We start from the raw sequence: 14,230 nt of genomic DNA, 5'->3' as shown, positions 1-14,230 counted from the left end.
CACAATATAAGCAAAATTTAAATTGCAAAACCTCTCATACACATATATTACATTTAATAAGTTATTTTTATTGGGAAGGTATGTTTATAACACAATCTAGCAGCAGATCAACACTGGCTGAAATATTGTCTTGCGTTTTACTTTTATTCTTGATGGCTCAAATAAGTATACCATTGCAGCCTGTGCCTATCACATTGCAAACTTTAGGAGTAATGCTTATTGGGCTTAAATTTAACCGCAGAACAGCATTCTATTCTGTGCTTACATATCTATCACTTGGTGCAGCAGGATTGCCTGTTCTTGCAAATTTTTCTGGTGGTTATCACGCTCTCCTTGGACCAACAGGTGGATATTTAATTGGCTGTTTAGCTGCTGTTATGGTAATGAGCAAAGTAAATGAATTACTGAACTCTAAGTATAAATCATTTGTATGTAATTCTTTAAGTTGTCTGGCTGGTACAGTTATAATCTTTATTTGTGGTGTTAGTTGGCTTGCTGTTTACTTGGGTCTAGAACAAGCAATAATGGTGGGTGTTTTACCATTTATCCTTCCTGGTTTGATAAAAATTTTTCTACTTGTAGCAGCTTTGCAATATTTGAAAAAATGATAAAATTTCGCCCTCATCATTTTATGTGCACCCTCGCGTTTCGGGGATATGGGTATTCTCAGGGTTTTGTAGAAAATTATAGGAAGATAGCAAGTAAAGTGGTTAGTACTCAAATCGAAGTAGTTGGTAACCTTGATAGTATTTGTAGTGCTTGCCCAAACCAGACTAAACAAGGTAAATGCACCAAACAAGCTAAAGTTTTAGAGCTAGATAGAAGGCATATGGAAATTTTAGGAATTAAAATTGGCGAGACTTTGACCTGGAGTGAAGCGGTAGAAAAGATTAGGGAGAAAATGTCTTTAAAGAAATTTGATTACGCATGTGAGGGGTGCAACTGGCAGCCATATGGAATATGTAAAGATGCCCTTTTAAATTGTCATGCCTACAAAGGTAGTTGACAAAATGTTAAGATAAATTGAAGCATTTTTGTGGAAATAAAGCGAAATATGGAAGACAAAAGATAAGTGCATTCTGAAAAGCTACACAGCATGTTCGTCCCGCTAATTAATAATATCTTTATTATTGTATGAGATAGGTAATTTAGCATTTATGAATTTGTAATGTGTTACGCATAGCTCAAAGAAATAAGGTTTACTGGTTACACGCTGCGGCCAATGCCACAACACTAGGATCTATGTTTATCTGCATGTTAATTTGCGTTGTGATTTTATGGAGGTCTTCTGTTACCTATGCTAGTGAAAATTTGGAGATACAGAAGGCCTTTGATAGTGTTGTCAAGCATATAAAAGCTGATAAAAAATATAAAGATCTTGATGTTATTGAGAGAAAAAGTGACAAATTTAATATCAAAATTTCGCAGAATTCTGGCAAGAGTTTTGATATATACTCTACTTTAAAAAAAGCAAAAGATTCCTTTGAGTTAGGAGATAATGAAACAGCTATTTCTCTCCTTAATCAGATTATCGCAAAGTTTCCTTATCATAAAAATGCTTTGATTGGACTAGGGAATATTTATTACGCTAATAAAGAATACAAAAAAGCTGTAGAGATTTACACAAAACTGTTAAAAGAATACCCTAGTAACCCTTACATATTAAAAAATTTTCTGACAATAATCTCACAATATGATCCTGATCTGGCGTTGAGTGAAATGTTAAAATTGTATGATATACATAAAAATTATGCTCCTTTATTAGCAAATTTAGGTCTGATTTATATGAAAAAGGAGGATTATGTAAAAGGTAAAGAGTATATGACAACTGCTATTTCTCTTGATGAAAACAATATTTTTTATACCTATAATCTAGCTGTTATTCTAGATAAACTTTCAGATTTTCAAAATGCTACAATATTCTACTTAAAGTTGTTAAACATGGCTACAACTTCGAAAGATGTGAGTGAAAAAATACCTTTATACAAAGTGACAGCAAGACTAAAATTTATAAAACTTCACAGCACGCACCCAAAGATTTCATAAAAGCTTATAGCTTACCTAAATCTAATTTATCGTATCTGTTCAAGGGAGTGGCTAATGTGCAAATATTGAAGCAAAGTGTGTGACACAGTTATCTAAGTGGAGAAAGTCACCTCTCCCCACTCGACTTCAAAACCGGACTTGTGACTTTCACCACATCCGGCTTCTCTCTAACTTGGTGTTTGTCATACATACTTCTCCATGTAATTAACATTTCAAAGCTTGGTAAATTTGTTTTTATAGCTTAAATACAGCATTCTCTATATTACTAGAGAAGTCGTATTCATTCATACCTAACACTTAATGTTGGCTCATAACATATTAACCACTACTCACAACTTTACCTTCCAAATTACAGTGTCCACGTCAGCATATCCTAAACATTATTTTAGGCCTTGGCTTCTTAGACAATCCCTCATTATAGGTGCATACGGGTGGCTCCCTGCTTAAAGAATAAGAGCATCTATAATGTTACTCCGTTCCATGAAATTGTTTCATGTTAGACTTAGGTTCCAACTTTTTGCCGGGAGATGGGAAACATCTTAATCAGACCAGTCAAGTTCTAATTATCCACTTTCTCCGTACCTTTTGGTCTATGCGTTAACCAACCTTATTTCGCATATCGTTCGTTACGACAATTCAGGCATTGGTTCCTCTCGTAACCATATCTAACTCTGTTTGCAGGGATTCACTATAAGGTTTAGTGTTACCTGCTTTTATCTCATGCTTGCATCCTAGAGGTTGCCACTCTCTAAAATGTGAGACATACATTATCCCCGATGTCTAGGGAAGATGGAATTTAACCATCACAAAATCACGACTTTCGGGTCGCACCAACTGTACGAACATTGTGATTTTGGCCCATCAGTAGGGTGTCATCCCAGTGCTTGACACTGGGATCCAGGAATTTTATTAAGTTGGCGAGCATAAAAATAGCTGTTTTATGTTAAAATACAACGTTTTAATGATTATGAAAAAGCTGGATTCCAGTGTCAAGCACTGGAATGACACCATTCTTTTTTCTGGATCCCAGTGTCGGCTACTTGGATGACACCATTTATTGTAAGGACTTACCTCATATTTACTCTATGATTATCTTTTTAGATCACCTTGTCTACCTATTTTGCCACTCTGCTGAACGGATACAATTTATTGCTATTTTTGTTTACAATAATAATATTGAGCTATAGAATTAGATCTAAAAGGGCAATTAGCTCAGCTGGTAGAGCATCTCGTTTACACCGAGGAGGTCGGCAGTTCAAGTCTGTCATTGCCCATTTGCTTAACTGAATGTTAGTATTATTAATTACTTCAATTAAAGTATAGAAAATGCAGGATAATATAGTACCAATCTCAATAGTAAAAGAGCTGGAAGATTCTTATCTTTCCTACGCAATGAGCGTTATCATAAGCCGGGCTATACCTGACGTGCGGGATGGATTTAAACCTGTTCATAGGCGCATATTATATGCAATGTCAAGAGCTGGATTCGATGCCGGTAAGCCATATAAAAAAGCGGCTCGTATAGTTGGGGACGTAATGGGGAAATATCACCCACATGGTGATGCAGCTATTTACGATTCCTTGGTCAGGATGGCTCAAGATTTTTCTCTTCTTTTACCACTTATTGATGGGCAAGGTAACTTTGGTTCGATAGATGGAGATCCACCAGCTTCAATGCGATACACAGAAGCAAGACTTCAAAAAGTGTCGCACTTTTTACTGAATGATATTGATGAAGATACAGTTAATTTTAGGCCAAACTACGATGGAAATGAAACAGAACCAGTTGTGCTGCCTGCAGAGTTTCCGAATCTATTGGTAAACGGTGCAAGTGGTGTTGCAGTTGGTATGGCAACCAATATTCCTTCTCATAATCTTGGAGAAATAATAGATGCTTGTATATTATATGTAAATAATCCTGAAGTTACTTTGGATGAGTTACTTGAAGTGATGCCAGGGCCGGATTTTCCAACTGGGGGAACAATTCTTGGAAGGTCTGGAATAAGATCAGCATTTGCAACTGGTCGTGGATCAATTGTTGTGCAAGGCAAGACTCATATAGAAGATCTGCCACAAGATAGGCAAGCAATAGTGATTGATGAAATACCTTACCAGGTAAATAAAGTAAAATTAATTGAGAAGATAGGTGAGCTTGTAAAAGAAAAAAGAATTGATGGTATAACAGAAATTAGGGATGAGTCCGATAAGTCTGGTATTAGAGTAGTAATTGACCTCAAAAGAAATGCTGAAGCAAGTTTTATACTTAATCAAATATTGGGGCTAACTCCACTAAGAAGTAGTTTTAGTGTTAACACTTTAGTGCTCAATAACAACAGGCCTGCTTTGATGTCATTGAAAGAAATCATAGAGGCCTTTATTGATTTTAGAAAAGAAGTGTTAATCAGGAGAACAGAATTTCGTCTAAGAAAAACGAGAGAAAAAGCTCATATATATATAGGGCTCTACATTGCGGTCCTCAGCATAGATGAAGTGATAAAAATCATCCGCGGTGCAAAAGATCCTGCGGAAGCAAGTAGAGAACTTTTAAATAAAGAATGGAAAACTTCGAATGAAATCAACACTATTATTGAGTTGATTTCAGATAGCGCAAGCTTTTTGAAAGATGGAGTGTATAGATTAACTGAGCTACAAATTAAGGCTATCCTTGATATGAAACTGCAGCGTTTAACAGGCCTTGAAAAAGACAAATTAGAAGCTGAGCTAAGTTCAATGATCAACCTGATAAAAGAATATATCGCTTTTCTTGGCTCAGAAGAGAAGTTGATGAAAGAAATAAAAAACAATTTACAAGAAATAAAGAACAGATTTGCCGTACCACGAAAGACTGCAATAGAGGAATCAGATACGGACATTGAAGCTGAAGATCTAATTCCACAAGAGGATATGGTGATAACCGTAACTATGAATGGTTATATCAAGCGTGTGAAGCTTTCTCATTATAGAACTCAGCGTCGTGGTGGAAAAGGAAAGCTAGGACAAGGATTAAAAGAAGAGGATGTAACCACAAAATTGTTTGTTGGGAATACCCACACTAGCCTCTTATTCTTTTCTAATATTGGCCGAGTCTATAGATTAAAGGTTTATAAGTTGCCTCTTGCAGAACCAACTGCACGTGGAAGAGCGCTTGTTAACATATTTCCGCTTAGCGATGGTGAAACTATAACTAATATCATGCCGTTACCAAGTGAAAATGATGAAAATCAAAACATAGTTTTTGCTACTGCCTATGGAAACATAAGGCGTAACTCCTTAGCGGACTTTCACTATATTCCAAGCAATGGAAAAATAGCAATAAAGCTCGATGAAGGAGACAAATTAGTATCGGTTAAGGTATGTAATGAAATTGACCATGTTTTACTTTCAACAACGCTTGGAAAAAGTATCAGATTTGTTGTAAGTGATGTGCGTCAATTTAAGAGTCGCAATTCAGATGGCGTAAGAGGTATCAAACTTGTAAAGAATGACAGCGTGATATCCATGACCATATTAAATGGGATAGGTGTAGCAACAGAAACAAAAGAACTTTACTTAAAAGTTCCACTTGCAAAAAGACTGGGGACTGCAATTAATAACTCCATTGATTCTAAATTGGAAAAGACTTTGAATGATTTAGGAATAGATAACGAATTATTCTTAAAACTTGCAGTGAATGAGGAGTTTATATTAACTATTACTGAAAATGGCTTTGGTAAAAGAACTTCTGCGTATGAGTATAGAGTAACTAACAGGGGTGGTGTTGGTATCACCAATATTCTTACTACTAGCAGAAACGGTAATGTTGTTGCTAGTTTTCCAGTTGAGCAGGGTGATAATATAATGCTTATTACAGATAAAGGAAAGTTAATTCGCATTTCGGTCAATGAGATTAGAATTGCAGGACGCAGCACTCAAGGAGTCACTCTGTTTAAAACAGAAAGTAGAGAAAAAGTGGTGTCAGTAGCGAAAATTGAAGATCCTGATTCCACTGAAGATAGTATTTTTGAAGTTGAAAACTCTATCGCTTCTTAACCGTAGTATAGGTTAAACAAAAAGCGCAAGTTTTTGTTGATTAATACGCAGTATTTAAATTAAAATATATACTTATGGCTAAGTAAAGATCAATGGACAAAAAATTAACTAAAAATAAAAAACCACTGGTAGACAAAGAGGATAAAAAAACACCTCCTGTTAAAGATCTTACTAAAAATAAGGGTAGGAGAGATTTTATAACATTAACTACGTGCGCTATGGCTGGTATAGGAGCTGCAAGTGGACTTTGGCCACTGGTTAAGTCTATGAATCCTTCTGCTGAAGTTCTAGCAACTTCCACAGTGGAGGTGAATTTGTCTGGAATTCAGGAAGGACACGGAGTAAAAGTAAAGTGGCAAGGTAAACCAGTATTCATTCGTAGACGCACAAAGCAAGAAATTGAGACTGCAAGAGCTGTGAATGTAAAGAACTTGAGGGACCCTGAATCAGATGAGCAAAGAGTACGTGAAAGAAAAGATGAATGGTTAATCATGATCGGAATATGTACACATCTTGGGTGTGTACCGGTTGACCACGCTACAAGAGATGGTAATGGTTGGTTCTGTCCTTGCCACGGTTCATATTATGACACATCAGGCCGAGTAATTGGGGGGCCTGCACCAAAAAATATGACTGTACCTGATTATTTTTTTCCCAGTGAGAATGTTGTGGTAATTGGCAAGAAGGCTTAACGAATATAAATAAACTCGTTAAAAAAAACTCACAGGATCAACATCTATTATCACTGCAATACTCGAATTCAAGTTACAATTTTTAATCCAATATTTCAGCTTTTTTTGTATGGATAGACTATGCTTATTGTGTATTTTTAATAATACCCTATACCGATACTTATTATTTAAAAAATTTATCGCTGCTGGTGATGGGCCAAGAATTTCAAATTCCTTTTTGTCTACACCTACATTTTTTTCCTGGATACAAGTAGTTAAGCTACTTGAATGACAGAGAAGAGATTTTACTATTTCATTCGCTGCTTTTTGTGTTGCAATCTGATTCTTACCACAAATTATAAGCGCTATTAATCTGCTAAATGGTGGCATTTTGGCTTCACGTCTTGACTTAAGTTCGATTTCATAAAATGAGTCCCTTTTTTGATGCAGCAATGCTTTTATTATTGAACTTTCAGGGTTATTGGTTTGCACTATTACCATTCCTTTTTCATTAAACCTTCCTGATCTGCCTGCAACTTGGTGCAATAATTGATACGTCTTTTCTGCTGCTCTTAAATCAGAATTTTCGAGGCTCAAATCTGCATTCATTACTCCAACCAAAGTTAATTTGGGAAAATTGTGCCCTTTAGCAATTATTTGTGTGCCGATTATAATGTTCACCTCTTCTTTCAGTACCAAATCAATTACGTTACTAACCGACTTCTGATCGCTGCTTATAATCGCAGTTTTTGCGTTTGGTATTAATTTCACCATTTCTTCAAGTAACTTTTCAATTCCTATGCCGTAGAGGGACAACGGCTGTTCACTTTGGCAATTAGAGCATTTTTCTGGAAGTTTCAATTGATAAGAGCAGTGGTGGCACAAAAGAGCATTTTTTTTCTTGTGATATGTAAGCCAAACAGCACAATTTAAGCAGGAAATTTTATATCCACACTTTTTACAAACTGCCAGTTGTGCATACCCTCTGCGGTTTAGAAAAAGCATAACCTGCTGTTTTTTCTCTATGGTTTGTTTGATGCTTTCAAAAAGCTCATCGGAGATCCATTGCTTGTTGCTTCTCATATCCACTACTTTAATGAGTGGCAATTCTGCACCACCGAATCGCTTAGTTAGCTTTACATGATTGTAATTCCCGCTTTTAACATGATGAATCGTTTCAAGCAGTGGAGTAGCTGATGATAAAATAATCGGAATATTTTCAAATTTGGCTAAGATTATCGCCATATCTCGAGCATTATATATAATTCCCTGTTCTTGTTTAAAAGATGAGTCGTGCTCTTCATCAACGATAATCAATTTTAGGTTTTTATAAGGCAAAAAAAGCGCTGACCGTGCACCAATAATTATCTGCGCATTTCCATTTGCTATATTGAGCAAATTATTCCGGCGAGTTTTTGGAGTGAGCCCTGAGTGCCATTCAACTAAGTTTTTTGATATCTGACCGCAAACACGATTTACCAATTGTGAAGTTAAAACAATTTCAGGTAGGAGGATTAAAATTTGTGCATTACCCTCTCCTGGTGTCATTTCAACATATTCTGGTGTCATACTAGTACGTGGCAAAGACGGTATGCTAAATGTTACAGTGGGTTTTGCCTTGAGTATAAAGGTGTCATTCCAGTGCTTGACACTGGAATCCAGGAATTTTGATTGTAAATTAGGTATTGGTTTTAAGTTAAAATAAACATTTGTAATGAGGTTATATGAAAAACTGGATCCCAGTGTCAGGCTACTCGGATGACACCCTCTTGGTAGACCCAAATCACAATGTTCGTACAGTTGTGTCTCTGGGCACTGGGATGGTAAAGTTTGAGCAGCATTTGGAACGGCAGTGTAATTCTTAATCAATTGTGCAATCACAGAGAGATAAACTTCGGTTTTTCCAGACCCGGTCTCACCGTCAAGCAAAGTCACTGAATACTCGTTCAAATTGCTTATTATTTTATCACTAGCTATCTGCTGTTCAGGGCTTAATTGGCAACTTATTTCACTTGTTTCCTGCTTTTGTTCAACACAAACCAATTTATCTATGTGATTTACTTTTAACACTCCTCCCATTATCACTTTGGCAAGCATACCAATAGGTATTAAATTGTATTGTGCAACCCACTCTGCAAATGCAATCAATTTTGGTCTAATATTTGGTAAATCGATTTTTTGCTCAATAAATTTTAATTCTCGGTTACTTTTATCACTGTATTTCCAAACTATTCCGATTAAGCGTTTTTTGCCAAATGGTACCACTACGTAATCTCCAAGTAAAATCTCAGTATTTTCCTCAATTGCATATGAAAATAACTGATCAATTGGAAGTGGTAGTAATACGTCAACTGTTTTTGCCATAGTGATTGAGTTTAACATTGTTTTAAAGAGCTTGTAACTTTATTAAGCTTGGCAATATAGATGAATCGGTACAGAGAAAATCTTAACGTTTAACACATTTTTCATAGTACAGACCGTACGATTGATAAATAAAATGATTTATAGAATTTGTGGAGGCTACCAATGGTCAACGACAAGATTACTTTGAACTTTGAAATAGAAAAAGGCGAACCTATAGATCGATACTACTTTTCTGCACATATAAAGCTTAAAGATGAAAGCAAAAATCTTTTGCGCGAGAAGCTTGGCAGTACAATTCAATTCGATAATCTAGATGATCACTTCAATCTTAACCATGAGAATTTTTATATCTACTACAACAAATATAGTGAGCACAATGGTAGGCTCTGTGGACAAAATTTTAGAGAAGCCATACAAGAGCTCCAACAAAATTGAGAAAACCCATAAAAACCTCAGCAGTTTTATCAAATCTGGAAAAAATGCGCCTAAAATTTTTAATTTTACCAAAAAAACACTCAATCAAATGACGTTCTTTGTAGATATGCTCATCGTAATACCTTTGCACTTTTCGATTCCGTTTTGGCGGAATAACTACTGTACATCCCTTGTCTTCAAGACTTGTAACAAAGGCATTGCTATCGTAGCCCTTGTCAGCTACTACAGTAGAGTTATAGATACTTTCGGTCAACACTTGTGCCTGCGTAATTTCATTTCTTTGACCAGGAGTCAGAGTAAATTTAAGTGGATTTCCAAGTGCATCGACAAGCGCATGTATTTTAGTTGTAAAGCCACCTTTGCTCCTCCCTAAAGCTTCTTGATCCTTGGAGTTTTTTTGTATATCCAGATGAACATGGATGGGCTCGGATGATCGTACCGTCGATTATAGCAACTTCTAAATCAGGCTCTTGTTTAGTATATTCAAGCAATTTTTTCCAGACATCTCTTTCACACCATCTTTTAAATCGCTTATGTATACTCCTGTAATTACCATAAGTTTTTGGTAAAAGTCTCCATTGGCAACCACTTCGCACTATGTACCACACTGCCTCTATGAATATTCTTAAACGTTTTTCATCTTTGCTGTGCATTCCTTTTACGCTTTTTATGAACTCTAAAATTTGTTTCCAATTTTCCTCTTTGATGTAATATTGCATATGGTAGTTTCTCCATTTTTTACCTATTAGGCTAAACTACCATCTTTTTCTCTCTTTTCATATTTTTTGTCCACAGAGCCTAGAAGTGAGCTATACGTTAGGGATGATAACGGTAAATATTTAACCTCCAATCTTTCACTTAATTACTATGGATTCTCAATGGAACTATCACCTGACGGAGCGTCAATTGCAGATTATGGTTTTTATCCTCTGTATGCAATCTATAACCCAAATCACTATGATAAAGCAAAGGAAAAAGTATTTGATGATCACGGTGAATTGTCACCAATTGCATCAAATGTGTTAGATAATTTTTTAAGCAACACAAATAGCTTAACCACACAAGATATATTACAAAATGTATTCTCACAACTGCAGAAGAAAGCTGATGAAGAAGCAGAAAGATTGGCAAGAGAAAGAGAAGCAGAAAGACAAAGGGAGGAAGAGTTAAATGAAAAGAACGAGGAGTTAAAAGAACTTGTAGAAAAGGATGAGATTAAAATATTCAAAGTGGTAAAAGGTAATGATTTAGGTAATGGGCATTCAGCAGTAGTTTTACAACTTGATGGGGAAGAAGGTGACAAGATACCTCTCGACTCTAGTAAATACTACATAGCAGAGTATAGACACCACCCAGAATGGGAAGGCGATGAATATTTAAATTTTGTTAGCCCTGATAGTGATATGCTGGTTAATTATGAAAACTTATTTTTTGTGCTCAATCAAAGCTCCTACTCAGACTTTGAAAGTGGGTTTTATTCAGAAAACAGAACCGATCCCCATAATTATGCTAAATATTCAAAGGAACCATATTTGAGTGGTGACCAGCTATCTGAAAAATTATCTAATGAATTGGAGGAAGATAGCAATCAGATAGGTACTGAATTTACAATTGATGATGAGCAAGTAGACGAAGAAGTTGTGGTAGAGAGTGAAGCCAAGTCTGGGGAGAAAGGAACGGTTGGTGAGGATAACGCAAAAAATACTATACAGGAAGAAGAATCTAACTATATAGATCAAATGCAAGCGGATGATAGCAGCAGTTATAAACCAGCTTTGCAAAGCAATCGTGATGATTATGCTGATACGAAAAAAGCTCTGCAGGAAAAATTGCATGGAGATGAAATACACAAGCAAAGTAATGAGAAAGCTCAAAAAGATATAGAAGTAAAAAAAGTAACTGTGGAAACTGACAGTAGCAGTAATAAGACTGAAAAACAAACAAAACCAACAGAAGATGAACAAGAAACTGTTATGGCAAGTGTGATAGAAAATATGGATAAAAATTCTGATATTGAAGCAGAAACTTCTAACAGTGTTGCAAATTCACAACATCCCTTAAAAATAAAGACAGGAAGTCCTCTTGAAGTGGGAAAGTATAAGGTGGAGCTGCAAGTGACATATGATGATGTAAAGAATTTTTATGATACCGTACGTGGTAAATATCATGCTGGCGATGGATATAACTACGAACAAGTAATGGTTTTATATAATGAAATTGTTAGGCCCGCTCACAATCATCATTACGAGCTGTTTACTCTTGATGAAGCACATGTTGCTAATGATCACCTGTTTATCAAGGGTCAGGATTTTGGAACTCTAAATGATTTTAATGAGATGTTCTATAAAAGTGATGAGTTAATGTGATGTAAAAAGTAAGATTCAATCTGGTGAACGAGAGTTAACTGACAGAGGAGATTGACACGTATGCCTTTATCTTTAAGATTGTTTATCAAGTATAGACATCAGCTCGCCCCATTCTCTTTTACCAATATTACTTTCTTCTCTAGTAACGTTTTCCCCTTTAATTAATTTGCGAATTATTTCTAGACCAGTTCTTGAAATACAGGCTGATTCTAGGCAATATTCAACAAAGGCATTGTAGGCCAGTGGAACCCATTTTTTTATTATATCCAGCATAACTTCTGCATAAACTCTGATTTCATATTGGGCATGCTTATCAGCTCTAAGCTTCAAAAAATGAAGGAGATTATGCAGATCTATTTTCCAATAAAATTGCGTGTAGTAATTAAGCATTAGGTTAGTTCTGGCAATTTCTCTTGCAAGTCCCTGCTCAATAAATTTTTCATAATGAGAATATACTAAATTAGAGTCATTTGTTAGAGAATCTATTATTTCCTTTGAGGTATCTGGATCAAAAGCTTCCCCGCTACTTTGTTTATTATTGTCAGATTGTTTTGCAACTTGTTCTGGTTTAGGTGTATAAAATTCATTATCAAGTATTGAATACCTTGCTGAATATTCATTCACATTTGCAGTTCTATGCCTTATCCATTGCCTTGCAACAAAAATTGGAAGTTTCACGTGAAACTTAATTTCACACATTTCAAATGGAGTTGTATGATGATGTCTCATTAAATACTTTATAAGTGCTTCATCCTGACTTATCTGTTTTGTTCCCTTGCCATAAGAAACACGAGCAGCTTGAACTATAGCGCTATCAGAGCCCATATAATCCACTACTCGAATAAATCCATGGTCTAATACCTTATGTTCTTCATATAAGATTGCATCTATTTCTTTTACTATAGTTCGTTTGGTTGCTTCATTCATAAAATATCCTCAAGACGAAATGGAGATATCAGCTCCACATGAATTGAGTTTTTCATGCATTGCTTCATATCCTCTCCATAAATGATGTGAATTGTTTATTATAGTTTCTCTACCGGCTACCAAAGAAGCAAGCACCAAAGCTGCTGTTGATCTTAAGTCAGTAGCATATAGATTAGCTCCAGATAAGCTTTTTATTCCACTTATAGTAGCTTTGCTTTTCTCGATGCTGATATTAGCACCTAACTTTCTCAATTCATCTGCATGTGTAAATCTGTTTTCAAAAATGTTCTCTTCAATTACTGATATCCCATCAGCGATGCACATTGCAGACATCAGTTGTGGTTGCATATCACTGGGGAAATTTGGATAAGGGTTTGTTGCAATGTTAGCAGACCTAATAGAGCAATTTTTTCTGGAAATCATAACCCCCTCATTATATGGTTCAACATTAGCCCCTATAGCTTTCAATTCATTCACAATACATCTTATATCAGATAGACTTACTCCTTCTAACTCCAACTTACCACCGGTTATTATAGCAGCTAGTGCATAGGTGCCTGCTTCTATGCGATCTGGTATTATTTTATGAACACATCCATTTAATGCTTCAACTCCTGTTATTGTGATCCTTGTATCACTAATCTCAATATTAGCACCCATTTTCTTTAGGAACTCTATTAAATCAAGAACTTCCGGCTCTGTTGCAGCATTGTTTATTATTGTCACTCCTTCTGCAAGTGTTGCTGCCATTATTATATTTTCTGTTGCACCAACGCTTATTTTCTCAAGTGTAACTTCTTTTCCTTGTAGCTTTCCTTTCACTGTTGCAATTATATCACAGCCTTCAACTTCAATTTTAGCTCCCATTTCTTCTAATGCTTTGATATGAATATCAACGGGACGCTTTCCGATATTGCATCCACCAGGAAAGACTGTTGTGATTTTACCAAATCTACTGAGAATTGGACCTAGCATTAAAAGAGATGCTCGCAGCTTACTTGCAGTTTCATGTGACATTACGTGATTGTTGACATTACCGCAGTCAATTTCCAAAGTATGATTTGCTTTATAATCTTTATTGCGTGTAAAGTTCACTTTCGCTCCAAGACTCTCAAGCAGCTTAGACATTAGATGCACATCAATTAAATCAGGTACATTATGCAAAATTACCGGGAAGCTACTCAATAGACTTGCTGCCATTATTGGTAAAATAGCATTCTTTGAACCATTGATCTTGATTTTTCCAACCAGGGGTTTGTAGTTATTTCTTATTAATATCTTGTGCATTTAATTAAGCTAGATCTTACCAAATAAGTATAGTAAATCGACAGTAAAAGGCAAATTACAGATAATATAGCTATCACAGATCATAATGTTCGTACATTTTAGCTA

Annotated in this window: 12 protein-coding genes and 1 tRNA gene; 8 read left to right on the top strand and 5 right to left on the bottom strand. The window is 35.7% G+C overall.

The window, feature by feature from the left end:
• Positions 1–80 precede the first annotated feature (80 nt).
• The 6 genes from OOK85_RS01200 (at position 81) to petA (ending at position 6,767) form a co-directional block, all read left to right on the top strand.
• Complete coding sequence (locus OOK85_RS01200) at positions 81–608, top strand: biotin transporter BioY (RefSeq protein ID WP_264703480.1); 528 nt, start codon at positions 81–83, stop codon at positions 606–608.
• Positions 605–1,006: a DUF1284 domain-containing protein gene (locus tag OOK85_RS01195; RefSeq protein ID WP_319803672.1), complete on the top strand. Its 402-nt coding sequence runs from the start codon at positions 605–607 to the stop codon at positions 1,004–1,006. The genes OOK85_RS01200 and OOK85_RS01195 overlap by 4 nt, the downstream gene beginning before the upstream one ends.
• 164 nt (positions 1,007–1,170) lie before the next feature.
• On the top strand, positions 1,171–2,046 hold the full coding sequence (locus OOK85_RS01190) for a tetratricopeptide repeat protein (protein WP_264703476.1): 876 nt from the start codon (positions 1,171–1,173) through the stop codon (positions 2,044–2,046).
• A 1,201-nt stretch (positions 2,047–3,247) separates the two neighbouring features.
• Positions 3,248–3,320, top strand: a tRNA-Val gene (locus tag OOK85_RS01185).
• A 52-nt stretch (positions 3,321–3,372) separates the two neighbouring features.
• Positions 3,373–6,075: a DNA topoisomerase (ATP-hydrolyzing) subunit A gene (gene gyrA, locus OOK85_RS01180; RefSeq protein WP_264703474.1), complete on the top strand. Its 2,703-nt coding sequence runs from the start codon at positions 3,373–3,375 to the stop codon at positions 6,073–6,075.
• A gap of 92 nt (positions 6,076–6,167) precedes the next feature.
• Positions 6,168–6,767 carry a ubiquinol-cytochrome c reductase iron-sulfur subunit gene (petA, locus tag OOK85_RS01175; RefSeq protein WP_264703472.1) on the top strand — a complete coding sequence of 200 codons (600 nt, stop codon included), beginning with the start codon at positions 6,168–6,170 and terminating at the stop codon, positions 6,765–6,767.
• An 18-nt stretch (positions 6,768–6,785) separates the two neighbouring features.
• Here the strand turns inward: petA and priA are convergent, their stop codons facing one another.
• Positions 6,786–9,110: a replication restart helicase PriA gene (gene priA, locus OOK85_RS01170; protein ID WP_406720004.1), complete on the bottom strand. Its 2,325-nt coding sequence runs from the start codon at positions 9,108–9,110 to the stop codon at positions 6,786–6,788.
• Between the two features lie 162 nt (positions 9,111–9,272).
• Here priA and OOK85_RS01165 point away from each other — a divergent pair, with 162 nt between their 5' ends.
• Positions 9,273–9,545, top strand: coding sequence for a hypothetical protein (locus tag OOK85_RS01165; protein ID WP_264703468.1), 273 nt, complete (start codon positions 9,273–9,275; stop codon positions 9,543–9,545).
• Here OOK85_RS01165 and OOK85_RS07755 read toward each other — a convergent pair.
• Entirely contained in the window at positions 9,511–9,885 is a 375-nt protein-coding gene (locus OOK85_RS07755; RefSeq protein ID WP_406720030.1) for an IS5 family transposase, read from the bottom strand. The genes OOK85_RS01165 and OOK85_RS07755 overlap by 35 nt on opposite strands.
• Before the next feature lies 1 nt (position 9,886).
• On the bottom strand, positions 9,887–10,264 hold the full coding sequence (locus OOK85_RS07750; RefSeq protein ID WP_406720002.1) for a transposase: 378 nt from the start codon (positions 10,262–10,264) through the stop codon (positions 9,887–9,889).
• Positions 10,265–10,330: 66 nt separating this feature from the next.
• On the opposite strand from OOK85_RS07750, the gene OOK85_RS01155 reads away from it, so the two are divergent.
• Positions 10,331–11,911 carry a hypothetical protein gene (locus tag OOK85_RS01155; RefSeq protein WP_264703466.1) on the top strand — a complete coding sequence of 527 codons (1,581 nt, stop codon included), beginning with the start codon at positions 10,331–10,333 and terminating at the stop codon, positions 11,909–11,911.
• A 72-nt stretch (positions 11,912–11,983) separates the two neighbouring features.
• Here OOK85_RS01155 and thyX read toward each other — a convergent pair whose 3' ends face one another.
• Both thyX and murA read right to left on the bottom strand, forming a co-directional pair.
• Positions 11,984–12,838 carry an FAD-dependent thymidylate synthase gene (gene thyX, locus OOK85_RS01150; RefSeq protein ID WP_264703464.1) on the bottom strand — a complete coding sequence of 285 codons (855 nt, stop codon included), beginning with the start codon at positions 12,836–12,838 and terminating at the stop codon, positions 11,984–11,986.
• Positions 12,839–12,847: 9 nt separating this feature from the next.
• Positions 12,848–14,125: a UDP-N-acetylglucosamine 1-carboxyvinyltransferase gene (gene murA, locus OOK85_RS01145; RefSeq protein ID WP_264703462.1), complete on the bottom strand. Its 1,278-nt coding sequence runs from the start codon at positions 14,123–14,125 to the stop codon at positions 12,848–12,850.
• Positions 14,126–14,230: the final 105 nt, after the last annotated feature.

Source organism: Wolbachia endosymbiont (group A) of Volucella inflata (assembly GCF_947250665.1).
In the GTDB taxonomy this organism is placed as follows: domain Bacteria; phylum Pseudomonadota; class Alphaproteobacteria; order Rickettsiales; family Anaplasmataceae; genus Wolbachia; species Wolbachia pipientis.
Note: the sequence above shows the minus strand (reverse complement) of the source record. Positions and strands in the feature narration are given on the sequence as shown.

What these genes read in the sequence shown, in the direction of transcription:
- petA (WP_264703472.1), top strand. Translation starts at nt 6,168, where the DNA reads ATGGACAAAAAATTAACTAAAAATAAAAAACCACTGGTAGACAAAGAG.
- OOK85_RS01200 (WP_264703480.1), top strand. Translation starts at nt 81, where the DNA reads ATGTTTATAACACAATCTAGCAGCAGATCAACACTGGCTGAAATATTG.
- priA (WP_406720004.1), bottom strand. Translation starts at nt 9,110, where the DNA reads ATGGCAAAAACAGTTGACGTATTACTACCACTTCCAATTGATCAGTTA.
- OOK85_RS01165 (WP_264703468.1), top strand. Translation starts at nt 9,273, where the DNA reads ATGGTCAACGACAAGATTACTTTGAACTTTGAAATAGAAAAAGGCGAA.
- thyX (WP_264703464.1), bottom strand. Translation starts at nt 12,838, where the DNA reads ATGAATGAAGCAACCAAACGAACTATAGTAAAAGAAATAGATGCAATC.
- OOK85_RS07750 (WP_406720002.1), bottom strand. Translation starts at nt 10,264, where the DNA reads ATGCAATATTACATCAAAGAGGAAAATTGGAAACAAATTTTAGAGTTC.
- gyrA (WP_264703474.1), top strand. Translation starts at nt 3,373, where the DNA reads ATGCAGGATAATATAGTACCAATCTCAATAGTAAAAGAGCTGGAAGAT.
- OOK85_RS01195 (WP_319803672.1), top strand. Translation starts at nt 605, where the DNA reads ATGATAAAATTTCGCCCTCATCATTTTATGTGCACCCTCGCGTTTCGG.
- murA (WP_264703462.1), bottom strand. Translation starts at nt 14,125, where the DNA reads ATGCACAAGATATTAATAAGAAATAACTACAAACCCCTGGTTGGAAAA.